This is a genomic window from Labilibaculum sp., from assembly GCF_963664555.1.
Classification (GTDB): Bacteria; Bacteroidota; Bacteroidia; order Bacteroidales; family Marinifilaceae; genus Labilibaculum.
Genome location: NZ_OY761461.1, coordinates 913,625 through 936,468, shown reverse-complemented (window position 1 = coordinate 936,468; position 22,844 = coordinate 913,625). Strand labels below are relative to the sequence as shown.

General features: G+C 34.8%; 20 protein-coding genes. 12 read left to right on the top strand and 8 right to left on the bottom strand.

Features of this window, described 5'->3' with window-relative positions; all coding sequences use genetic code 11:
- Window positions 1-13: 13 nt before the first annotated feature.
- From ACKU4N_RS03920 to ACKU4N_RS03910, 3 genes are all read right to left on the bottom strand, one after another.
- On the bottom strand, window positions 14-847 hold the full coding sequence (locus ACKU4N_RS03920; RefSeq protein ID WP_321320786.1) for a hypothetical protein: 834 nt from the start codon (window positions 845-847) through the stop codon (window positions 14-16).
- A gap of 304 nt (window positions 848-1,151) precedes the next feature.
- A complete protein-coding gene (locus ACKU4N_RS03915) occupies window positions 1,152-1,856 on the bottom strand; it encodes a LytR/AlgR family response regulator transcription factor (protein ID WP_321320783.1) in 705 nt (234 codons plus the stop codon).
- A 15-nt stretch (window positions 1,857-1,871) separates the two neighbouring features.
- Complete coding sequence (locus ACKU4N_RS03910; RefSeq protein ID WP_321320781.1) at window positions 1,872-2,936, bottom strand: sensor histidine kinase; 1,065 nt, start codon at window positions 2,934-2,936, stop codon at window positions 1,872-1,874.
- 203 nt (window positions 2,937-3,139) lie between these two features.
- On the opposite strand from ACKU4N_RS03910, the gene ACKU4N_RS03905 reads away from it, so the two are divergent.
- Window positions 3,140-3,775, top strand: a complete 636-nt coding sequence (locus tag ACKU4N_RS03905; protein WP_321320779.1) for a cysteine hydrolase family protein — start codon at window positions 3,140-3,142, stop codon at window positions 3,773-3,775.
- Here the strand turns inward: ACKU4N_RS03905 and miaA are convergent.
- The gene (miaA, locus tag ACKU4N_RS03900) at window positions 3,772-4,686 is read right to left on the bottom strand and encodes a tRNA (adenosine(37)-N6)-dimethylallyltransferase MiaA (RefSeq protein WP_321320777.1); all 915 of its coding nucleotides are present in this window, start codon (window positions 4,684-4,686) and stop codon (window positions 3,772-3,774) included. The genes ACKU4N_RS03905 and miaA overlap by 4 nt on opposite strands.
- An 80-nt stretch (window positions 4,687-4,766) precedes the next feature.
- On the opposite strand from miaA, the gene ACKU4N_RS03895 reads away from it, so the two are divergent.
- From ACKU4N_RS03895 to smpB, 3 genes are all read left to right on the top strand, one after another.
- Entirely contained in the window at window positions 4,767-5,405 is a 639-nt protein-coding gene (locus ACKU4N_RS03895; protein WP_321320774.1) for a Yip1 family protein, read from the top strand.
- A gap of 100 nt (window positions 5,406-5,505) precedes the next feature.
- The gene (locus tag ACKU4N_RS03890; protein ID WP_321320772.1) at window positions 5,506-6,096 is read left to right on the top strand and encodes a YIP1 family protein; all 591 of its coding nucleotides are present in this window, start codon (window positions 5,506-5,508) and stop codon (window positions 6,094-6,096) included.
- A gap of 33 nt (window positions 6,097-6,129) precedes the next feature.
- Window positions 6,130-6,576 (top strand): SsrA-binding protein, encoded by a 447-nt coding sequence (gene smpB, locus ACKU4N_RS03885; RefSeq protein ID WP_101260304.1) that lies wholly within the window; start codon window positions 6,130-6,132, stop codon window positions 6,574-6,576.
- A gap of 294 nt (window positions 6,577-6,870) precedes the next feature.
- Here the strand turns inward: smpB and ACKU4N_RS03880 are convergent, their stop codons facing one another.
- From ACKU4N_RS03880 to ACKU4N_RS03870, 3 genes are all read right to left on the bottom strand, one after another.
- Window positions 6,871-8,538: a nucleoside kinase gene (locus tag ACKU4N_RS03880; RefSeq protein ID WP_321320768.1), complete on the bottom strand. Its 1,668-nt coding sequence runs from the start codon at window positions 8,536-8,538 to the stop codon at window positions 6,871-6,873.
- Between the two features lie 208 nt (window positions 8,539-8,746).
- A complete protein-coding gene (uvrA, locus tag ACKU4N_RS03875; protein ID WP_407937239.1) occupies window positions 8,747-11,602 on the bottom strand; it encodes an excinuclease ABC subunit UvrA in 2,856 nt (951 codons plus the stop codon).
- Window positions 11,603-11,639: 37 nt separating this feature from the next.
- Window positions 11,640-12,632, bottom strand: coding sequence for a lytic transglycosylase domain-containing protein (locus tag ACKU4N_RS03870; protein ID WP_321320764.1), 993 nt, complete (start codon window positions 12,630-12,632; stop codon window positions 11,640-11,642).
- Window positions 12,633-12,888: 256 nt separating this feature from the next.
- On the opposite strand from ACKU4N_RS03870, the gene ACKU4N_RS03865 reads away from it, so the two are divergent.
- Both ACKU4N_RS03865 and ACKU4N_RS03860 read left to right on the top strand, forming a co-directional pair.
- Complete coding sequence (locus tag ACKU4N_RS03865; protein WP_321320763.1) at window positions 12,889-13,635, top strand: hypothetical protein; 747 nt, start codon at window positions 12,889-12,891, stop codon at window positions 13,633-13,635.
- Between the two features lie 153 nt (window positions 13,636-13,788).
- On the top strand, window positions 13,789-14,964 hold the full coding sequence (locus ACKU4N_RS03860) for a MalY/PatB family protein (RefSeq protein ID WP_321320760.1): 1,176 nt from the start codon (window positions 13,789-13,791) through the stop codon (window positions 14,962-14,964).
- Between the two features lie 414 nt (window positions 14,965-15,378).
- Here ACKU4N_RS03860 and ACKU4N_RS03855 read toward each other — a convergent pair whose 3' ends face one another.
- On the bottom strand, window positions 15,379-16,122 hold the full coding sequence (locus tag ACKU4N_RS03855; RefSeq protein WP_321320758.1) for a hypothetical protein: 744 nt from the start codon (window positions 16,120-16,122) through the stop codon (window positions 15,379-15,381).
- Window positions 16,123-16,390: 268 nt separating this feature from the next.
- Here ACKU4N_RS03855 and ACKU4N_RS03850 point away from each other — a divergent pair, with 268 nt between their 5' ends.
- The 6 genes from ACKU4N_RS03850 (at window position 16,391) to ACKU4N_RS03825 (ending at window position 22,655) form a co-directional block, all read left to right on the top strand.
- The gene (locus ACKU4N_RS03850; RefSeq protein WP_321320756.1) at window positions 16,391-17,716 is read left to right on the top strand and encodes a hypothetical protein; all 1,326 of its coding nucleotides are present in this window, start codon (window positions 16,391-16,393) and stop codon (window positions 17,714-17,716) included.
- 699 nt (window positions 17,717-18,415) lie between these two features.
- On the top strand, window positions 18,416-19,885 hold the full coding sequence (locus ACKU4N_RS03845; RefSeq protein WP_321320754.1) for a hypothetical protein: 1,470 nt from the start codon (window positions 18,416-18,418) through the stop codon (window positions 19,883-19,885).
- Window positions 19,863-20,858 carry a hypothetical protein gene (locus tag ACKU4N_RS03840; RefSeq protein ID WP_321320752.1) on the top strand — a complete coding sequence of 332 codons (996 nt, stop codon included), beginning with the start codon at window positions 19,863-19,865 and terminating at the stop codon, window positions 20,856-20,858. Before ACKU4N_RS03845 ends, ACKU4N_RS03840 begins: the two co-directional genes overlap by 23 nt.
- A 183-nt stretch (window positions 20,859-21,041) precedes the next feature.
- Window positions 21,042-21,389, top strand: a complete 348-nt coding sequence (locus ACKU4N_RS03835; protein WP_321320750.1) for a hypothetical protein — start codon at window positions 21,042-21,044, stop codon at window positions 21,387-21,389.
- A 58-nt stretch (window positions 21,390-21,447) separates the two neighbouring features.
- A complete protein-coding gene (locus ACKU4N_RS03830) occupies window positions 21,448-21,756 on the top strand; it encodes a transposase (protein ID WP_321317798.1) in 309 nt (102 codons plus the stop codon).
- A complete protein-coding gene (locus ACKU4N_RS03825) occupies window positions 21,693-22,655 on the top strand; it encodes an IS3 family transposase (RefSeq protein WP_321322742.1) in 963 nt (320 codons plus the stop codon). Before ACKU4N_RS03830 ends, ACKU4N_RS03825 begins: the two co-directional genes overlap by 64 nt.
- The last annotated feature ends 189 nt before the right edge of the window (window positions 22,656-22,844 follow it).

Sequence of the window (22,844 nt, the reverse complement as noted above, 5' to 3'; positions counted from 1 at the left end):
TTACATCCTACAATTACTGAACGATAGCATCTCTAAGTTTAGCAACACTAGTGGTAATTTCCTTAAGCTGCTCTTCATCCATGCTTCCATCAACGATCTTATCATAGCTAAGTTTCAGACCATTTAATTCTACCAATAAAGAATCAATATTAGGATCCTTAGCTTCCGGTTCCAAAACGGATAGTAATTTCTCCAAAACTTCTTTTTGATCAAAAATTACTTTTACAATTTCCGGATTAGAATAAGTATTCTCAGAAATATGAGTTGCGATATACAATCCCTCAATAAAACTACCACTAACAACCATTAATGAGAGATTACCTTTGGCATTCTTATTTAAAAACTCATAAGTATCGTAAAACGAATTTGTAATTATCTTCACCAACTGATCTTTATCATCCAAATTCTTTTCAACCTCTTCCACAAGAGTTTCATTGTAAGCACTGGTAATTTCCAGATTATCAATTAAAGCTTTAGACGCCTTCAAAAACAGCATTGTTTCCTGCTTGCGCTGATAAGTACTTGCATAACTTAAGTCCGCACTATACACACCCAGATTCAAAGCTCTGGCTTTTTCAGTAAAATATTTATCAGCATTCTCTGATGAGTTAGAAAGACCTAATATATAATCAGCTCCAATACGATTCAACATCGAGGTCAACTCAAAAGTAGTTGGAAGAGGATATACCACATCTTTCACCTCTTTCTCAATTGATTTCTTTAATAAAGGCTTCACAGTCTGCCCTTCAGTATTCTTTTTATCAACAGGTTTACAGCCAACAAAGTTAAAAGCAAAGACAATTACTACAAGAAAAGCAATATAACGGCAATTAGTCAGTTTTTTCATGGATTTTCAATTTTTTTAAACCTAAAATTCAACTTTTTCAGGCTTAAATTTAACAAAAAGGGAGCGAATTACAAGCATGAAATCCCCAATATATTTACACTTCTTTATTCCAACTTTCCAAGCTCCAAACATAGTTGAAATTATCAGTTTAAACCCACCTCCTATTCAAAAACAACACACCCTTCATTCTTACTGCGAATCAACCAGATACAAACACAGATTTACACATAATCCAAACCAAAAAAAAAAGGCCCTGTGAAAATTTCCACCGGACCTCTTGAAAAAACAGAACTTGATTATAATATTATGCTGGATGTATTCTTTGAAAGAAACTCTGTTTGTAGTTATTTCCAATTGGAATCGTACTCTTTTCCATGTGTACCATGTTTCCTTCTATCGATTTAATTTTCGACAAGGATACAATATAAGATTTGTGAATCCGATAAAATTTATGTGATGGCAACAAACGTTCAATTCCTTTCAGTGATTGATAAGTTACAACATGTCCTTCCTTTGTAAAAATCTTAACGTAATCGCCCAAAGCTTCAACATATAAAATTGAGTCGAGACTGATATTAATGGTTTTCTTATTTGCCTTAACAAAAATAAATTCCCGTTCGTCCTTATCTGCTTCCTGCGGTTCAGAAACACCCTTCAATCTTTCCTCTGCCTTTTGAACTGCTTGTAAAAATCGCTCAAATGAAAAAGGCTTTTTCAGATAATCCAATACATTCAGCTCATAACTCTCCAAAGCATACTCTGTGTAAGCTGTAGTTATCACTACCATTGGTGGATTTTTATAGGTTTTCAGAAAATTAATTCCGCTCAAACGAGGCATATTAATATCCAGAAAAATAAGGTCGACCTCTTGCTCCTGCAAAACTTCCATTGCCTCAATAGCATCGCTGCATTTCCCTTTGAGCTCAAGTCCAGGCAATTCCAAAATATATTTTTCCAAAACCCGCTGTGCTAATGGCTCATCATCAACTATTAAACATTTCAACTTCATAGGATTCAAACTTAGTTAGGACAAATCAATTTGCAAGCTAATTTTAAAAAGATTATTCTCGTCTTTAATTTCCAGCCGGTGTTTTTCGGGATACAGCAACTCCAAACGACGAATTACATTTTTTATTCCAATCCCACTGTTCTTTTCATTCTCTTTATCCCAATCATTCTCCGATCGGTTCTCTATTGATAACTCAATCTGGCTTTTATCTTCAAAATTAAAGAGAATATTTACAAAACCACCATTATTCCTTCCGTAAGCACCATGCTTAAATGCATTCTCAATAAGAGGCTCGAACAAAAGAGGGGCAATTTTACTTCTTGCTGCGTCGCCTTTCACTTCCATTTTTACAGGAATACTATCATCCAATCTAATTTTCTGCAAATCCAGATAATTCTTTATAAACTCCAGCTCTTTCTCTAACAAAACGTAACGATCGTTGCAATCGTACAAAATATACCTCATCAAATCAGATAGCTTTAACACTAAACTGGGCGCTTTATCCGACTTATCAAGCGTAAGAGAATAAATGTTATTTAATGTATTAAACAGAAAATGAGGATTTATCTGAGCTTTTAATGCCTTCAGTTCTGCTTCCAGTTTCTCCTTTTCAATATCCTTTAATTGAAATGATATTTTTTGCAAAACAAACCACTCTCTCATTAAGGATAAAAAACTCGTAACCCCTACATAAATAAATGTGAAAAATGCAAAATTAAACCATACAACAAAAGTCAACTCCTCGAAAAACTGTTCACCCTGCACAAATCGTCCTAAAGGATAAACCAGCAAAAAGTCAATAAAAAAAGCCGCCAAAGAAATCACTCCCAACAGGAAGACAACATACAGAAAAAAACGTTGTTTTTTAAAAAATAACGGAATCAGAACCAGCAGGTTAAAATAAACCGCGGCGGCAAAACACAGATTAAACACAAATGTCATTAAGACAGGTTCTAATCTTAATATATTTTTAAAATTACTTGCCACAAACATTGTAAATAGCCAAAATGTAAAAGCAAGCACCCAAAACAACACATGATAAGCAATCCGGCTGCGGGAAATCTTTTTTATGTTAGTCATAAATATTCTCAACTATAAATTTCAAAATTAAAGTAAAAAAGAATTAATCAGGAGTGAAAATTATTCGTTGTTACATGCAATTCTCCCGTTAAAAGGTGATAATTTTCAGATGTATTAACCTGAATAATTAATGTTTCGATTTTGATATCTTTTTATGCTGTTGTAATATTGTAGTAAATACAAATCTAAATAAGAAACACCCTATGTTTGCAAAAGATATTTTATTTTGGAATGTGGACACTCAATTTGATTTCATGAGTGTAACAGGGAAATTATATGTTCCCGGAGCAGAGCAAATTCAACCATCTTTAAAGCAAATAACTGCCTTTGCAAAAAGTAATAATATTCAAGTTGTTAACACTGCTGATTTTCATTATGCCAATTCAAAAGAATTGTCTGACAATCCTGATTTCATAACAAGCTTTCCACAACATTGTATGGCCAATACCTCTGGAGCCGAATATGTGAGTGAGACAATTCCGGAAACACCATTTTCAGAAGTATTTTGGAACATCAAGTATTCCGGGAAAGATATTCAGGATATTATCATCAACCGAAATATTGTCATTCGAAAAGATGCTTTCGATGTATTCGAAGGAAATGAGAACACAAATGCAGTACTGGAACTGATTGCACCTAAAAAAGTTTTTGTTTACGGCGTTACAACCAATGTATGTGTAGACTGTGCTGTTGTTGGCTTAGCTAAACGTGGCATTTCGGTTTACGTAATTGAGGACGCAATTAAAGAATTACCAAATATTCCCCTCCCCTTTTCCAAGTGGGATAAATTAAAGGTTAAAAGAATCACATTCTCAGAAATTGAGAAACACCTGAATTAAAGAGCTGCCAGTTCCTTTACTTTTTTTACTTTCTCCTCTAAGGGCATAAAACCATCCAGCCAATGGATATTTGAGCCACTGCGTTCCATTTTTCGAAACCAGGTCATTTGCCGTTTTGCAAATTGATGAATTGCCACTTCCAAACCATTAAACATTTCATTGTAGGTTAAATCGCCAACAACATACTGTGTTAAAAATTTATATTCCAGCCCATAATATATTAGATCTTCAGCCGAAACTCCTGATTGCATCAACGCCTGAACTTCTTCAACCATTCCTGATTTTAACCGCTCTTTTAAGCGCTGAGTAATTCTCTCCCGTCTAATTTCACGGTCGAACTTAATTCCTATCAGCAATGGATTCAGCTCCGGATAATCCATTTCAATTTCAGGATGAGAAGCATAATAGCGTTCTATTTCAATCGCACGAATCGCTCTTTTTTGTGTTTCCAAATCAGAATTATTGTGCACTTCTTTGTAAGAGCGAAGAATAGTACCTAATTCATCCAGCGATTTATCAAGCATTGTATCCCGAAAGGCCTGATCTTTTGGAACTGCTATTAATTTATATCCTTTTAATGCAGCCTCTAAATACATACCCGTACCACCACAAACAACAGGCATTTTCTTTTTGGCGGTAATCTGCTCAAAAGCCTTCACAAAATCCTGCTGAAATTCATACACATTGTACTTATAACCTGCATCAGCAATATCAATCAGATGATAAGGAATTGGAATTCCATCCAAAACATATTCATCCAGATCTTTGCCCGTACCCAAATCCATTCCCCGGTAAATCTGGCGCGAATCGGCACTAATGATTTCGCCATTAAATTCTTTCGCCAACTTTACAGCCAGACTTGTTTTTCCTGCAGCGGTTGCTCCAAGCACTACAATTAAGTTATTCTGCATGTTAAATATTTTTCCCAAACGAGTAAAACGATCCATTTTTCTTTATCCGGATATTGTTTATCTTACAATAAGACAATACTGTGCAAAAAAAACAACGCAGTAAAATTACTTTAAGTTTTTTGAATTCACCAACATCTTCATTCAATATGACTATTCGAAGCATTTACAAACTCAGTCTGCAACTTTTCATTCAACCTGAACAAGCTTGGGAATCAATCTCAATTCAAAAAAACAGCCCGAAACAATTGTTCTCGATTCTTATTTTACCCCTGCTCTTACTAATGGCTGTCTGCAATTTCACAGGTTATCAATTATTCGAACAGAATCCTTTGCAACACTTAAACATGCATCTGTTTTCAGCAAGTACCACATTTTTGTTTTCCATTCTATCCATATACATTTCCACGCTTCTTGTTAGTAAATTTGCCCAATTCCAGAATAGAGAGGAAAGATTTAACCGGGCTTTCACCCTTATTAGCTTCTCCTTTGTTCCAGGCATTTTATTCAATTCACTGGCATTTTTGATTCCCACAATAAATTACCTGACCATTTTGGGACTTTTCAGTTTTTATATCCTCTACAAGGGAATATCACCCATTCTTTCTATTCCTGATGATAAAAAATCGGGTTATTTTACATTTATACTGATTGGCTTACTTTCAATATATGCTGTTTTAGGGGCATTTTTTATTGGAATAGCCGGCCTTATGGGATTTTAGTAAAAAGCCATAACAGAAACCTACAATTTTGCGAAAAAACACAGCAAATTAAAAAAGCTTGTTTAATTTTGATATCTATCAATAGCAAGAAATTACGGCAATGAATTTTCGAATACAAAACACCATACACTCCCTATCCAGATGGCTTAATCTACTTCTTGAACCAAAGAAAGAGTGGAAAGCTATTAGTCTGGAGACAAATAGCGTGAAATCTATTTTTATCCATTTTGCATTTCTTGTAATCGCAGTATGCTCGCTTATTTCGTCCATTGGTGCATTAATTCATACAGAAAATTTAAGCATTGGTATTTCTCAATTTATTGTTTCTTTTATCTCCTTAAACCTGGGTTTTTTAACAACTGGGAAAATGATTGAACTATTGGCTCCTAATTTTCAATTACAAATAAAACCTTCAAGCATCTATCAATTAATCGTATACAGTGGAGCCGTTTTCTGTTTGTTCCACAGCCTTGCAAAATTATTTTCACCCTACTCTTTTCTTAATCAGATATGTCTGGTTTTTGAATTGTATTTTATTCGTGTTTTATGGTTGGGAATATCTCCACTGCTTCCTATAGCCGAAAATAAAAAACCAGGCTTTACAATTGTAGCCAGTTTGCTTATTTTAGTTCTCCCACTAATCTTTGAACGAATGTTTTCCGTTATTTTCAAGCTTCCGGTTACAATTTAAATCGTAAATTTGTAAGGCAATAAAGAATTTACAATGCAGAAAATAAATATTAGAAATAAAAAAGCAAGCTTCGAATACGAATTCATCGAAACCTTTGTAGCAGGAATTCAACTCTTTGGAACCGAAATTAAGTCTATACGTGCAGGAAAAGCAAACATCGGAGACTCCTTTTGCTATTTTAGTGCAAATGAACTTTACGTAAAAGAGATGCATATTTCCGAATACAAATTTGGCTCGTACTATAATCACGAAGAAAAAAGAGAACGAAAACTCCTTTTGAACCGAAAAGAGTTAGATAAATTGGATCGAAAAACCAAAGAAAGTGGTTTAACCATTGTTCCTTTAAGAATCTTCCTTAACGAAAAAGGTTTTGCAAAAATGGAAATTGCGCTTTGCAGAGGTAAAAAACACTACGACAAAAGAGAAAGTTTAAAACAACGCGATCATAAAATTGAGATAGATCGTATGATGAAGAGATAGTTAGCCCGAAGCATCATTTTTTATAAAAAAAACAAAATCTTTCCTTCCAAATCTCCTTCTTTTTATACTATATTTGCACCCCGGTTCTGAAAAACCAGGCAAAATCCATTTTTATACTTTTCAAACGAGTATTAACAAGTTATCAACAGTGTTGATTAATTGTTAATAACTTTCGAATACCCATATTTTTGTAATGCTTCAATTGTTAATAACTAAAAATCCCTGATTTAGTCATTAAGGATATTAACAACTAAAACAGGGATGAATATGAACAGGCAAAAAGTTATTAACAAGTTAATACTCAAAAGTACTTCCGCCTAAAAACTCTCTCATTAAAGATGTAGGTGGTATTTCAACGGCGCTGATTGGAAGAAAGTAGCTAAAAAACTTTAGCAGCCTATTTGCTTCCGAATATTCTTCCTGATTAGGCTGAACCTCTTTCAATATTGGTTCAGCATATCTCTTTAAAACACCTAACTCGTACTGAAGAGCTGAATTAAACATCACATCGGCCTCTTCCTGATACGGGAAAATATTTTTTTCTTCACCACGCCTAACACTAGGCCAACGACTAATCGTGTCGAAAGCACTGTAATTTCGATATTTATGATCCCTGACAATCCTTCTAATCAAACGGTTATCGGTTGATGGAATTCTGTTATGACCATCAATAGAAATTGAGGTCAAAGCAGAAATGTAAATTCTAAATTTTGAATCATCGGCAATAAGCGGAGTTAATTTTGGATTTAGAGCATGAATTCCTTCCACAACCAAAACCTGCTTGCCATTAATTTTCAATTTCTCTCCATTGAAATAACGAGAACCGGTCTCAAATGAAAACTTTGGTAATTCAACCTCATTACCATTCAGCAGATCGACCAAATTTTCATTAAACAAGCGAACATCCAAAGATTCCAATGCCTCAAAATCGTACTCTCCATTTTCATCTTTAGGAGTTTTTTCCCGATTAACGAAATAGTTATCTAAAGATAAATTTACTGGATGCAGACCTGCAACTTTAAGCTGAATGGCTAATCTTTTTCCAAAAGTTGTTTTCCCTGATGATGAAGGTCCGGAAATCAAAATGAGCTTTACATGCTTTCTTTTCTTCCTAATTTTATCGGCTATTTGAGAAATTTTCTTTTCGTGCAAAGCTTCTGATATTTTTATCAGTTCTGAAATATTTTTATTTTCAACGTAGCCATTTAAATCACCAACATTGGAAATATTTAAAACATTTCCCCATCGTTTGTATTCACTAAATATCTTCAGCATTTTCTCCTGAGGAATAAAGGTTTCTACTTCCAAAGGATTTCTTTTCCCAGGTGCCATAAGTAACATTCCCTGAGCAAAAGGCAATAAATCAAACACTTTAAGTTTACTTGTAGACGGAACCAAAAAACCATAGAAATAATCAACACTATCGCCTAAATGATATACAGATGTGAATAAATTTCCCCGGGTACGAAACAGACTGGTTTTCTCTTTCAAACCATGAGCTTCGAACAATGCTATTGCGTTCTCAGTTTCAATTTCTTCACGAACAAAAGGAAGATCAGCCTCAATGATCTCAACCATTCTCTTCTTTATATTTTCAACATCCCCAGCCGTAAGTATTACATTCTTATCTGTTATCCGACAATACAAGCCATTCGAAATTGAATGTTCAACCCGAAAACCTACTTTTGGGTACAAATCATGAACTGCCTTATAAAGCAAAAAGCACAAAGATCGAACATACATCCTGCGGCCATTGGCATGCGTTCCATCCACAAACTTGATATTTTTAGGCTTGTAAATTTCGTAGCTTAACTCCTTAAGCTTATTATTAACCATTGCTCCAAGCACCTCCCCATTAAGCTGAGGTTTGAGATCTGCAAGTATTGTTTGAAGATCTGTGCCAATAGGATAAGATCTTTTCTCTTTTATATCTTCAAAATAAATATCAATCAATTTTCCCATAGAATTCTAAATTTACAATGTACCCGGTTATGATTATACTGTTTTTAAAGATACGCAATAAGGATGGCACATTTAAAAGCTATCGAGTTAAATTTTGTTAAGCTTCATGTAAGATTTTAAATTTGAATCAATTTGATTTTCCTTCAATTTGATGACAAACAAAAGGATCCCCATCTGGAGATCCTCATTATTTAATTTCGTTTATAAATTATTTCATTTCATCTTTTAAAAACTGAGCGGTAAATGATTTCTTACATGAAACCAAATCTTCAGGTGTCCCCTCAAACAAGATTTCACCACCATTCCGGCCACCTTCAACTCCAATATCAATTACATGATCGGCAACTTTAATTACATCTATATTGTGCTCTATCACTACAACTGTATTTCCTTTATTTACCAATCGGTTCAATACCTCAAGCAAAACTCTCACATCTTCAAAATGCAAACCTGTAGTTGGTTCATCGAGAATGTACATGGTTTGTCCGGTATCTCTTTTGGCCAGCTCAGTTGCTAATTTTACCCTTTGCGACTCACCTCCCGAAAGAGTTGTTGATGGCTGCCCAAGAGTTATATATCCCAATCCAACATCCTGAAGAACCTTTAATTTCATTTGAATAGAAGGAATGTGTTCAAAAAATTCTACTGATTGATTAATGGTCATATCCAGAACATCCCCAATCGATTTTCCTTTGTAACGAACCTCCAAAGTCTCCCTGTTGTAGCGCTTTCCGTTGCACTCATCGCAATGCACGTAAACATCAGGAAGAAAATTCATTTCGATAGACCGAACACCTGCACCCTGACAAGTTTCGCATCGGCCGCCTTTCACATTGAATGAGAATCGTCCGGCCTTGTATCCACGAATCTGCGACTCCGGCAATTTCTCGTATAACTTTCTGATATCACCAAACAAATTGGTGTAGGTAGCCGGATTGGATCTTGGTGTGCGACCTAAGGGTGACTGATTCACTTCCACTACCTTATCGATATTCTTTATCCCGCTAATTTTTTCGTATGGCAAGGGATCTGCAACCGAACGATAAAAATGCTGAGATAAAATTGGCTGCAATGTTCCATTTATCAAGCTTGACTTGCCACTCCCTGAAACACCGGTAACACAAATAAACTTACCCAAAGGCAAAATAATATTTACATTTTTAAGATTATTGCCCGTACAGCCTTTTAAGCTTATTGTTTTTCCATTCCCTTCCCGTCGGCTTTCAGGAATCACAATTTTTTTATCTCCATTTAAGTAATGAGACGTTAAACTATCTCCTTTTAGGATATCAGCAGGTGTTCCTGCAACTACAACCTCTCCCCCATGTTTTCCTGCAAATGGTCCCATATCAACCACATAATCGGCCGAAAGAATCATATCCTTATCGTGCTCAACAACAATTACCGAATTCCCCGAATCACGCAATTGCTGCAGGGAATAGATTAGCCGCTGATTGTCTCTTTGATGCAAACCGATACTTGGCTCATCAAGAATATAAAGCACATTAACGAGCTGAGATCCAATTTGGGTTGCCAGGCGAATACGCTGCGATTCTCCTCCCGAAAGAGTTACAGAACTTCGGTTGAGAGACAGATATTCCAACCCAACATCAATCAGGAAGCCTAATCGTGATCGGATCTCCTTCAATATCTCCTGTGCTATTATTTGTTGTTTTTTGTTTAAGTGCTGTTCCAAATCCTGAAACCATTCGCTCAACAAGCCTAGATCCATTGTTGAAACATCCGAGATATTTTTATCGTGGATTTTAAAATGAAGGGATTCTTTTTTTAGACGATTGCCATTACAGGATTCGCAAACTTTTGTAATGATAAATTGCTCGGCCCATTTTTTAGCTTTTTTCGATGTTACATTGCTTTCCTGATTTGAAATGTACTTAATCACCCCATCGAAACTAAGAAAGTAATTGGAAGATGCGCCCAACGGCGTATTTTCCAGTTTGAATGTTTCGCTGGAACCATCCAAAATAATACTTAACGCCTCATCGGGTATTTCTTTTATGGGCGTATCCATCACGAAATGATATTTTCGGCCAATCGCTTCGAGCTGCCAAAATATCAATGAATTTTTATATTTTCCCAAAGGAACAATTCCACCTTCACGAATACTCAAATTCGCATCCGGAATAATCTTATCCATATCGATGGCATTTACCCGCCCCAAACCTTTACACTTGGGACAAGCTCCATGCGGAGAATTGAATGAAAAACTATGCGGTGCCGGAGTATTATAGGAAATTCCAGTGGTAGGACACATCAGCAAACGACTGTAAAACCTCACTTCATCAGTATCCTTATCCAGAATCATGGTAATTCCCTTTCCATGCTTCATTGCGGTTTGAACAGATTCCTTCAGGCGCTTATCTCCAACTTCCTCAACCACCAACTTATCAATCAGAACTTCAATGTCATGATTTTTATATCGATCGACCTTATAGCCATGGTACAGCTCTACAATTTCGCCATCAACACGAGCGTAGAGAAATCCTTTACTCCTGATCTGCTCAAACAACTCTTTATAATGACCTTTGCGGCCTTTTACAATTGGAGCAAGAATTAATATTCTTTTATCGCTGAATTTTTCATGAATTAAATCAATAATCTGCTCATCAGTATACTTCACCATTTCCTCTCCCGTTTCGTAAGAATAGGCTATACCTGCTCTTGCATAAAGAAGTCGAAGAAAGTCATATAATTCGGTAATGGTTCCAACTGTGGAACGAGGATTTTTATTGGTCGTTTTTTGCTCAATGGAAATCACCGGGCTCAAACCAGTAATTTTATCTACATCCGGACGCTCCATTCCACCCAAAAACTGTCTGGCATAGGCCGAAAAAGTTTCTATGTATCTCCTCTGACCTTCGGCATAAATTGTATCGAAAGCCAAAGAAGATTTTCCACTTCCACTTAATCCTGTAATTACCGAAAGTTGATTCCTTGGGATGCTTACATCTATATTTTTGAGGTTATGAACACGGGCACCAAAAACCTCAATGCTTTCAGTTTCCAGGCGCTCTTCCCCATTTCTATTCTTGCTGTCTTTGATACTCAATTTACAATCTCCTTTTACACCCTTTAATTTGCTACTTTACTGCAACAGAATCTGAAGGACTTTTATATTCAGAAAATGCAAAATTAATATATCCTTTGGCAGGAAGTGTAATTTCGTACTCTTTTTTAGATAAATTTGTTAGATAAGCTTTTCGAAGCCAAGGGTTAAAATGCTTTAGTATCTTATAATTAACCCCGTTTTCCTTTGCAAAGACAGCAAAATCATCAACATTTCCCGAAACTTTCACTTTACGGGTTGGGATATTTGGATACAAATCGGATGTCCTGTATCTAAATCCAAATTCATCTGTATTCTCCATTATTCGTTTAATAGCCATAATACGAAATACATATCTACCTGTTTCTTCCCCTAAAAGCAAATCAAAATAATCCCCTGCATCCTGCAGCTGCAATTGTTTATCGATAAACCTTCTGCCCGCATTGTAGGATGCTGCAACCAAACTCCAGGTTCCATACTTATCATACGACTTCTTCAGATACTTACAGGCCGCGATGGTCGATTTTTCAACATTGTATCTCTCATCCACCTCTGTTTCAACCTCCAAACCATAATCTTTAGCTGTTCCCTTCATAAATTGCCATATCCCTACAGCACCTACCGGTGATTCTGCAGTAGGAACCAATCCGCTTTCTATCAATGCCAAATATTTAAAATCATCGGGTACCCCCTGCTCTTTCAGAATGGGTTCGATGATGGGAAAATAACGATTCGCTCTTTTAATAAAGAGAAGTGTTTGTGATTGCCAGTAGGTATTCACCAACAATTCTCTATCGAAAGATTCTTTCACATCCCACCTTTCCAGTGGTACATTTTCACCGGCAAAAGTCATTTTATCGGGTGTTTTTAAAGCATATACATTGTATTTACTCATGTATTCGCTTCCAATATGCTCTGTTGTTGGATCATCTATCTTCGAATAATTAAACAATTGAGCCGCCATGTAGATTCCTCCCAGAATAACGATAATAATGCAAGTATTTTTTAATGAAGTATATGTTGTCATGCCTGATTTTTTATTGGTTATCAAAAGTATAAGATTCTACTCGATTTCAATCAGAAATGTTCCGGAAAAACACCTGTTTACATCATCAAAAAACCACCATTGATCAAGAATGATTCTAAATAATTTAAATCAACTATTTATTCATTTTTTTCAGATAAAATGCAACAAATTCATTTCGAATCCGTTGTATAACAGATAAGCTATTGCATCACAACACGTAAGGCTATTACGAACCTTTTTCCAAAATCAAATTAGAATGAAAAACTACCTTTTTATTCTCTCTTCCTTTTTGGCCGGCATATTCTTTGTTGCATGTGATGGTGAAACTACAATCGATTTTCCTACTGATATCATTCAGGACTCCAGAGTTTCTGACTCAACTTTTCAAATTCTTTTGGACGATGCCAAACTTCTTTGTTTAAACCTGTACTTAAATGAAGAAACCCGGGAATTAAACAATATCGAGATTGATGAATCGCATGTAGCACCAGTCATATCAGCTCTTCAAATGGTCTTTTTAGATTCTTTACTGCAATCGGCCTATGAAATCAGAGAATATCAGATTCATACTCTTTGCCCCGTTCAACTGCACGAAGGCATACTTAGCTCCGACACTATAAATACTAATATCAGTTCCTGGTACCGTAATGGCTATTCAGATCACAGGCAACTGGACAATTACATCTACGAATACAATATCAGTCTTGATTCCATTGGAAACAATCAATACAAATATCGATCAGAAACCGGCATTAATCATTTGGCATTGGCTGCCGAACTAAAGAAAATCCCTTTTATTCTTAGTACCAAATCAACTTTATGCATAGGCGATGGATCTCAAATTGAAATTATGGATTACACTTCCGATTTCATGCACCTAATTTACAGTTATGGCTGGGACGATTGCCCTACCGGATGCACTAAGAGGCATTATTGGGAAATTGGTGTATACGGATCGGGTATTGTTGAGTTAATTGCAGAATCAGGCAATAATTTACCGTAAAAAAATTACCCCGGCCATATTTTACATTGATCTAAAAGAAACCAATACCCGGAACAATTTCTTTGTTTTCAAAAATTTTTCTCCTTACTCCTGAAAGTCTTTTTTTAGTTGAGCCTTTTTTCTAAATTCACTCGACTTATAAAAAAGGAAAATATGCATTACGATTTTGATGAAATAATTGATAGAAAAAACACTGACTGCATAAAATACGACCGACTTGATAAATTCTTTGGCAAAAAAGATCTTCTTCCCCTGTGGGTAGCCGATATGGATTTTAAAGTTCCTCCATGTATATCAGATGCCATACTAAAAAGAGCAAATCACGAGATTTACGGCTACTCGTTTCGAAGCGATAATTGTATTGGAAGTATTCAGGGCTGGCTTAGTTCCAGACACAACTGGTCGGTTCGTAAAAAGTGGATATCAACAAGTCCGGGTGTAGTTACCGGCCTGTCCCTTTTATTGATGAGTTTAACCAATGAAGGAGATAAAATTGCTGTTCAACCGCCAGTATACCATCCGTTTTTTCATGTTGTAAATGATACCAGAAGAGAATTGGTTTACAACCCATTAATAAGAACAGAAACGGGTTACGAAATGGATTTTAATCAGCTGGAACAGTTGGCAAAAAAGGGTTTAAAGGCATTGATTCTCTGTAATCCGCACAATCCTGTTGGCAGAGTGTGGACCAAAAAAGAATTGCTTCAACTTGGTGATCTTGCCAAAACCTACGATTTTTTTATCATTTCCGATGAAATTCATCAGGATTTAATTTTTGAAGGATACAAACACATTCCGCTTGCTTCCCTGTCCAAAGATTTAAATCAAAGAACAATTACCTGTATTGCCCCTTCGAAAACTTTTAATGTTGCAGGCCTGGCAAGTTCTGTAATTATTATTGCAAATCCTGAATTTCGAAAAAAATACAAGAGAATGGTATCGGCCTTGCATTTGGATTTGGGAAATTTATTTGGACATGTTGCCATGCAGGCCGGTTACGAGGAAGGAGCCGAATGGCTGGATCAGCTAATGGTCTACTTAAAAGGCAATGTTGATTTTCTAAGAAAGTATCTGCAGGAACATATCCCCAAAATAAAATTGGTTGAACCCGGGGCAACTTATTTGCTTTGGCTGGATTACCGGTCGCTTGGAATTTCGACCAAAGACCTGCATGATTTGTTTGTTAATAAAGCAGGTTTGGCTGTGAACGACGGCACTAAGTTTGGCCCCGAAGGAGAAGGATACCTGCGCATAAATATTGGATGCCCGAGATCGGTGCTGGCCACTGCTCTCGACAAAATAAAACAGACTGTAGATCAATTAAAATAAATATCACAGGTTTCAGGGTTACCTTTTACCAAAAAACGGAATAAAGAGGTGAGATTAGGTTAGTACCAAAATGTCTTACAAAATTAAACGACGATCAATTGTTGGTTTTTGCGCAAAACCTCAATCTGTTTTTTACACACAAACCCCCGATCAACTGCTATCGGGGGTTTATTTTTGCAAAAAAATATGCTTTGTTGGTCATCCACATTCGTCCTTCGCAGTATATCGCTTCTCTGTGTTAAAAAAGTTCGTCCTGCGGGTAAATCATTCAATTCTGTGGCGTTTTTGCCAGTTCTGCGGATCAATCAACAGGTTCTGTGGCAAAATATGCAGTTCTGCAGGCAAAGCGTGCTTCCTGCAGCACTTTACCCCTTCCTGCGGGGTAATCACCTAGCCTGCGCGGGGGTTTCAGAGCTATTCGCTTACTTCTGTTTCCTTTTCTTTTTGCTTTCGCAGATTACGAAAATAGGCGCTGCTGTATTTTTCCATTTTTTCCTCATCTTTCCAGAAAACATATTTTCCGTACATACAAATTTCATCAACAGACTCTTTCACATAAGTATAGGCTCTGTCGCGCATTTCCTTTGCCGGCTTATCATTCTCCTCACGAATCCCATTTGCTTTGGCTAGCAGATTCCCTAAAACACCCGCATACTCAGCCGCCAAATCAAGTCTGCTCATGTCTTTATTTATTGCCGTTAACTGATCGGGATTCGCTTTTCCCAATGCATGCATATCACTTAAATCCTGAATCATATCGGCATTGCCATTTCCCTCGGCAATTTTATCCACCAGCATTTTTAATTCCTTATCGTTTCGGTAAGCAAAACGAAAATCGTGCAAAAGCTCACCATGCAAAGCACTGGCTTTTTCCGATATTCCGTTCCATTCCTTTGCTGCCTCACTTTTACTATTCGATACCGCCAGCCACTCCGACTGAGCGTACTGCATAGCACCTACCCGAACCGGCAAACTATCAATATACCCGGCCTGCAGACCTTTTGCCACCAATAATTCTTTATCGCCAAGGGCATAATAACTTAAGTTTAGAGCCTCTTGTGCATAAATATCAACCGGCATTCCCGGTGCACTCACCTTTTCGGCTAAAATTGCAGTTAACTGATCCAGTACTGCTTGGTAATCTTCTTTCTGTGCCATTTTACTTGGGTTTTGGGGTTAGTATGGCTAACCTGATTAACATTAATTTAATTAAAAAACGATTTAAATTAAACATATTTTTAAATAATTCAAAACAATAAAATTAATTATCTATTTCCCAATAATTTAACACATACTACTCTTCAACAAATACCGAAGTTTCAGACTTATAATTCTCATAACATGCTTAACAACATGTTTTATTAAGGTTAACTTTTGGCTAAGCAAGGAATAAAGGGGTATTTAAATCACATCACATATTATTATTATGAAATTAAATTTTAAAAAGGCCGGAGCCAGAATTCTACTTGTAGTTTTCTTCTCCTCTTTACTGATCATTAGCTGCGAAAAGGATGATGAGTTTGTACAGCCAGATGCAAAAACTAAAAATCAGGAATTTTTCAAACATCAAAAAACCGGTGGCGATGAATTCAAGAGTTATATTCTTGAATGTTTGGCACAAGCGGATGATTCTCTTTCTTTTACCGGAGATTTTGTTAAAACATATGGTTTACCTCAGTGGGATTCTGGAATGCATTTCGGTAACGAAGAATACAATTCCCTGATTATTCCCATTTACGACCAGAAGAATAAAGCCATTAGTGCACTGTATTATCTTCATTACCAGAATCAATACATCAAATCATATATTTTAATGAATGATGAAGATGATGCAGCCTATGAATATTCAAAAAGATTGATTCAATATTTTGAAAAAACACTTAATTTAGAAACTTCTAATAAAGAATTTGATCTTATAATTTTAGAAAATAATAATTCACAAACTAAAAGTGTAAAATCAAATATCGCAATTGATTACTTGATTTGCGATACTTACTGGTATAAAGCAAGCACAACAGATTTCACTTACTACTGGAGCGAAGAAGATTGTTTTATATCAACAGAATATTTATTTCAAGAACACCATAGCAGTGGCGACTGGGCAAGCAGTAATGGGGGTAATTATTCTACCAATTCACCTTATGGTGGTGGTAGTAGTGGAAGTAGTAATTCAACACTAACAGAACCTTATCCTACACCTGCTCCAGAAAAACCAATATATTCAGTTGTAGAGTACTTGGACTGTATAGATCCCAGTTTGCCTGTGACATTAACTATTTATGTAGACCAACCATTAGCAAATAGTACTTATACCGTGTTCACAAGTGTAGGGCACACTTTTGTAGGATTAACGCAAGGAAATAACACCGCAATTTTGGGATTCTATCCTAAAAATGGTGCAAAACCAACTATGGAGCTTGATTTTAGTATCCTCGGAAATGATAGTAATACTGCATATGATGTGTCCATAACAAAAGAAATCACAACTGGTCAAGTAAATGCAATTTTGTATTACATTGAAAATTATCCAAAAAAATATCAATTGAGTACCTTTAACTGTACTGATTTTGGAATTAATGTAGCAAAATTGGGAGGGCTAAATTTACCAGATACTAGCAGTAAATGGTTAGGCGGAGAAGGATCTAATCCTGGAAGTTTAGGGCAAGATATTAGAAATATGCAATTACCTAATGGAGTAAACCGTAATCTAAATGGAGGTATATCTCCTTTCAATAATAAAAGTTGTAACTAAGCATATTCCCATGAAAAAAACAAAAAAAAATAATCTATACATTGGTCTGATATTGTTTGTTATCCTCAGTAATGTTTTCGTTATATTTTATGTAACATTCTTGGAAGGAGGATTTAGCAAAAAATACTATTTTATTACCCATGATAGTAAGTACCTCTTTTCAATTTCACCATACAAGAATACCGACACAGAATACCTCGAGCGCGAATATAATAATTTCGTGAAGTATAAACCTGAATATAAGGATAAGGAATTGTACCGAACATTCAAAAAAAATCCTTTAATGTACTGGCATTGGTACGAATATATTTTTAATAAAAGATATAGATACGATTATAAAAAACAACCTAAGAATTGCATTAAATATTACGAGGAAATAAATCGAATTCAAAAGTTAAAAAAGGAATCTAAAAATAAAACACTTTTAGAGAATAACTAAATTAAAACAGATTCGAAATAGGGACTAAATGATATAACATAAGCTCTCCATTTTAGTTACATCCCCAAAACAAAAAATGTTTTGGGGATGTTTATATTGTCAAAATGTACAATTGCATTTACACATTTAAAACAATGCATTGATACCAAGCGTTACAGATTTGTTTTTTTTGCATTTCATGCTTAACAACACCTGATATTAAGGTTACCGTTTAGGAGGATTCGGAATAAAGGGGCATTTAAACCAAATCACATAGTATTATGAAATTAATTTTTAAAAAAGCTAAAACAAAAATTTTACTTGTAGTGTTTCTATCTTTCCTACTGATTTACGGGTGCGGTAAAGAGGAAGATGTTATTGTACAGCCCAATGCAAAAACACAAAATCATGAATTTTTCAAACATCAAAAAACCGGTGGTGATGAATTCAAGAGTTATATTCTTGAATGCTTGGCACAAGCTGATGATTCTCTTTCTTTTACCGGAGATTTTGTTAAAACGTATGGTTTCCCTCAATGGGATTATGGAATGCATTTCGGTAACGAGGAATACAATTCCCTGATTATTCCCATTTACGACCAGAAAAATAAAGCCATTAGTGCACTATATTATCTTTATTATCAGAATCAATACATTGAATCATTTATTTTAATGAATGATGAAGATGATGCAGCCTATGAATATTCAAAAAGATTGATTCAATATTTTGAAAAAACACTTAATTTAGAAACTTCTAATAAAGAATTTGATCTTATAATTTTAGAAAATAATAATTCACAAACTAAAAGTGTAAAATCAAATATCGCAATTGATTACTTGATTTGCGATACATACTGGTATAAAGCAAGCACAACAGATTTCACTCACTACTGGAGCGAAGAAGATTGTTTTATATCAACAGAATATTTATTTCAAGAACACCATAGCAGTGGCGACTGGGCAAGCAGTAATGGTGGTAATTATTCTACTAATTCACCTTATGGTGGAGGAAGTAGCGGAAGTAGTAACTCTAACCTTAAAGACCCTGAGCCTTATCCAGGATATAATCCTGCACCGCCCGTTGTTGAAGATGATAGTTGGAAAGGAACTAAAGCTGATTGCATTTATGATAAAATTAAAAATGAAACAAGTGTACTTCAAAATCTGCTAAAAGAATTCATGCCTTCAGATTCTAAATTCACACTTGTTTTTGATATTGGTTATATTCCAATGGATATGAGTACTGGAATTCCTCGACAGGTAAACGGTAAAACGTACGGCACACGTAGTACTAACAATCAATATGCAGACCCGTTTTACTATAATATTATTCAAATAAGGATTAATGAAAATATTTTGGCCAAATCGAATCTTTTAATGTGCAATACTATTTTGCATGAAATTATTCATGCTGAAATTTATAAAACAGTAGAGGAATCAACAAAAGAAAATGGCAAAGTCAATCCAACTATTCTAAGTGAAAGTTATCCCGACCTGATTAATGATTATCAAAGAATTAATAATTTTGGTGAGGCACAACACATATATATGATCAACCAAATGCACGAGAAAATGGTCTCAATTTTAAAATGGTTTGATAAAAGCAATCACACTCAGAAAGAATACGAGGCTCTAGCTTGGCTTGGCTTAGATAAAAACACCATCTTTAAATCGAAATTTAATGAAACCCAAATTGCACGTATAAATGAACTTCAAAAAAAATTAAGTGATGAGAAAGATAATTGTAATTAATCTGTTAATGGTAATACTTGCTTTAATTGTCCCAACATTAACATATTCGCAGGAAGTTAAAATAGATCCCAACTTTATTGCACAGAAAGAATTTCTATTTTTATCAAATTCTGTAAAAAGTGATACAATTAATCCTTCAACAAGTTTAAGAAGTGTCACCAATAATATTTATGAATTAATGATTTGGAAAGTCCTCCCAAATACAAATAAAGATTCTATAAATTCAACTGATATCAAAGGAAAGGATTTTGATCGCACACATAATAGCCAACGAACTGAAATAAATATCAAATTTGACACAAAATCTGTTGTTGAAGCATCTATTACCAGAAAATCAATGGATAGAAAATTCAATGCAGATTATCAAATTAGCTTACCAATTAAGACCTTTCAATTTACAATATCTGATACAATTCTTCACCCATTTGAAAAAATCAAAGGTAGTTTCAAAGCACATTTGCCAATTGAATTTGGATGGATGCATAATGATACAATAATTGAAGTTAACTTTCAAACCAAGATATATGTCAATAAGTATAAAAAGAAAGTATTTGATATTCCTCAAAAAAACAGTTTGAAAATTGTTTCAAACTTAAAATCAGACACGACTCTTTATAGAATGCCAGCAAAAGTATATTTAGATACTCTACTTAATAAATGTTTGTTACAGGTAGGTAATAATGATGGACTTGGTGGAAAATTTATATCGTTATTTTTTTACAAAAAACCATTTATTGTATCAAAAATAATCTTTGATGATTATTCCGATATTGATAAAACCCAACATTTAGAATCTACCAGATACAAAATTGAATTCAACAAAAACCCATTTGATATTACAAACAAAAATGCTCTAATAGGGAATTTTATTATGTCAACTGATAAATTACCACAAAGATATGGTGATGCAGTAGTGGAAGGAAACACATTTAAATGCGATACTTTGATTTATAAAATATTAGAAGATTTCTAAAAAATCATATCTGGTAAAATGATTATTCTGGTAGGTTAGGTGATTTAGATTTTCTATTTATATACATGGCAAATAGTGGTCTTGAAGAAGTAGGAAACGATACATTTACAGTAACACCTGAAGAAAGATCCATTTTAGAATCTGATATTTTAAGTCAAATTAATAAAAACTGTCCTTATTAAAATGAAATATGCACTTATAGCTTTGTTAGTAATGATTGTCTTCTCGGTTGAAGCACAACAAAAAGACACACTACTTTTTCTAATCGATCGAAAACTTGATATTGTAGACTTTCGAATAGAAAAGCGTTTTTACGAGACGGAGAGTTTTGTTATTGCTGTTGACTGTGAGTATTTTGGTGAAAATAATGATTTTGCAAAAGCTGTTTTTGACGAATTACTGGAAGACTTCAGAAATAAAATAGCTGTTAAAGAACCCAAAATCACAATAGCTAAGTGCAACATCCCCAAATATGATACACTAAATGTAGAATGGTTGTCTGAACAAAAATCTCTTCAGGGTATTATGTAGTTTAGCCCCGAAAAAGACTGGAGTAAAATTTCAGATTTAAAACAGTTAAATTTAGGGTATGAAAAGACGTTGGACATTAGAAGAAAAACTAGCCATTTTAAGCGAGGCAGAAACTGGTAATGTAGTAGAAGTTTGTAGAAGGTATAATGTTAGTACTGGAGCTTTCTATAATTGGAAAAAGAAGTTCGATACTAAGGGAGAAGCTGGCTTAAGAGTTAAATATGATAACAGCAGTCCAGAGATGAAGAAAGCTGAGGAAGAGATTCGGATTCTACGCAAGCTTTTAGCAGACCGGGAAATAGAATTGGAAATTCAGAAAGAGCTTCTAAAAAAAAAGTTTGGAACAGACGATCCAAGAAAAATCTAGTAGATCGTTTCTTCGAAAAATATACTGCAAGTATCAAAGATTTGTTAAAGTATGTAGGACTCTCTGAGAGTAGTTATTACTATAAAGAGAAGTTAAATGGCAGAAAAGGTGTTTTGCCTAGCAAGCAAACCAAGCATAGTAACGATGGCCTGGTTGAAGAAAGGACTGTTGTAGAAGCTATAAAAGGCGTATTGGAGCATGAGTTTATTGATTGTGGTTATCGAATAATGACAAAGTATCTTCAGCGTAAGGGTTATAAGATCAATCACAAGAAAGTGTACAGAATAATGAGTAATACAGGACTTTTAAAGCCTAATTCAAGAATTAAAAGAAGTGGTGGTGGGCGCAAGTTCGTAAGATTTAGGAAGGTTCACACAAGCCATCCTATGGAGTGTCTTGAAATGGATATCAAGATGATTTGGATTCCCAATATGGGAAAGAACGCTTATCTTTTATCGATAATTGATGTTCATACTAGAAAAATATTAGGTTATACTTTTGCATTCAATGTAAAGCAAAAAGAGGTGATTGAATTATTATCAACAATTGTCGATGAATATCCAACTCCAGAATCTCTGATAATCAGATCTGATAATGGAAGTCAGTTTATTGCTCGTAATGTGAGAGATTACATTCATTTAGTCGGGTTTGAACAAGAATTTACTCACGTGGCAACACCTGAAGAAAATGCGCATATTGAAGCATATCATGGTACTTTAAAGAGAGATATCTTTGACAGAGTCGATTATCGTACTTTCGGTGAAATACAGCAGATTATAAAAAGATATGTGCCATTCTATAATAGTGAAAGATTACATGGTTTACTTGGGAGAATTACTCCAAATGAAAAGTGGAAGCAGGATCAGCATTTAATTAAAAAGCTAGGGAAAATAGCTTAGTATTATTAAATTTTGACAGAGCCTAAATCGCTCTATAAAAATGAAAATTAAAAAATAGAATAAAACTCTAGGATATCAGGGGTCAAAACATTATGGAAAGAGTAGGTTTTTACAACTTAGATAAATACTACTATGTAGTTTTCAAAGAGGATTTAAATGATCTTACAAAAGATTCTGTTACACTACATC

Bases quoted from the DNA above. Each gene is read 5' to 3' on its own strand.
- ACKU4N_RS03905 (WP_321320779.1), top strand. From the start codon at position 3,140: ATGTTTGCAAAAGATATTTTATTTTGGAATGTGGACACTCAATTTGAT.
- ACKU4N_RS03840 (WP_321320752.1), top strand. From the start codon at position 19,863: ATGAGAAAGATAATTGTAATTAATCTGTTAATGGTAATACTTGCTTTA.
- ACKU4N_RS03830 (WP_321317798.1), top strand. From the start codon at position 21,448: ATGAAAAGACGTTGGACATTAGAAGAAAAACTAGCCATTTTAAGCGAG.
- ACKU4N_RS03880 (WP_321320768.1), bottom strand. From the start codon at position 8,538: ATGGGAAAATTGATTGATATTTATTTTGAAGATATAAAAGAGAAAAGA.
- ACKU4N_RS03855 (WP_321320758.1), bottom strand. From the start codon at position 16,122: ATGGCACAGAAAGAAGATTACCAAGCAGTACTGGATCAGTTAACTGCA.
- ACKU4N_RS03865 (WP_321320763.1), top strand. From the start codon at position 12,889: ATGAAAAACTACCTTTTTATTCTCTCTTCCTTTTTGGCCGGCATATTC.
- ACKU4N_RS03910 (WP_321320781.1), bottom strand. From the start codon at position 2,936: ATGACTAACATAAAAAAGATTTCCCGCAGCCGGATTGCTTATCATGTG.
- ACKU4N_RS03920 (WP_321320786.1), bottom strand. From the start codon at position 847: ATGAAAAAACTGACTAATTGCCGTTATATTGCTTTTCTTGTAGTAATT.
- ACKU4N_RS03890 (WP_321320772.1), top strand. From the start codon at position 5,506: ATGAATTTTCGAATACAAAACACCATACACTCCCTATCCAGATGGCTT.
- miaA (WP_321320777.1), bottom strand. From the start codon at position 4,686: ATGCAGAATAACTTAATTGTAGTGCTTGGAGCAACCGCTGCAGGAAAA.
- ACKU4N_RS03850 (WP_321320756.1), top strand. From the start codon at position 16,391: ATGAAATTAAATTTTAAAAAGGCCGGAGCCAGAATTCTACTTGTAGTT.
- ACKU4N_RS03915 (WP_321320783.1), bottom strand. From the start codon at position 1,856: ATGAAGTTGAAATGTTTAATAGTTGATGATGAGCCATTAGCACAGCGG.
- ACKU4N_RS03870 (WP_321320764.1), bottom strand. From the start codon at position 12,632: ATGACAACATATACTTCATTAAAAAATACTTGCATTATTATCGTTATT.
- ACKU4N_RS03860 (WP_321320760.1), top strand. From the start codon at position 13,789: ATGCATTACGATTTTGATGAAATAATTGATAGAAAAAACACTGACTGC.
- ACKU4N_RS03845 (WP_321320754.1), top strand. From the start codon at position 18,416: ATGAAATTAATTTTTAAAAAAGCTAAAACAAAAATTTTACTTGTAGTG.
- ACKU4N_RS03835 (WP_321320750.1), top strand. From the start codon at position 21,042: ATGAAATATGCACTTATAGCTTTGTTAGTAATGATTGTCTTCTCGGTT.
- smpB (WP_101260304.1), top strand. From the start codon at position 6,130: ATGCAGAAAATAAATATTAGAAATAAAAAAGCAAGCTTCGAATACGAA.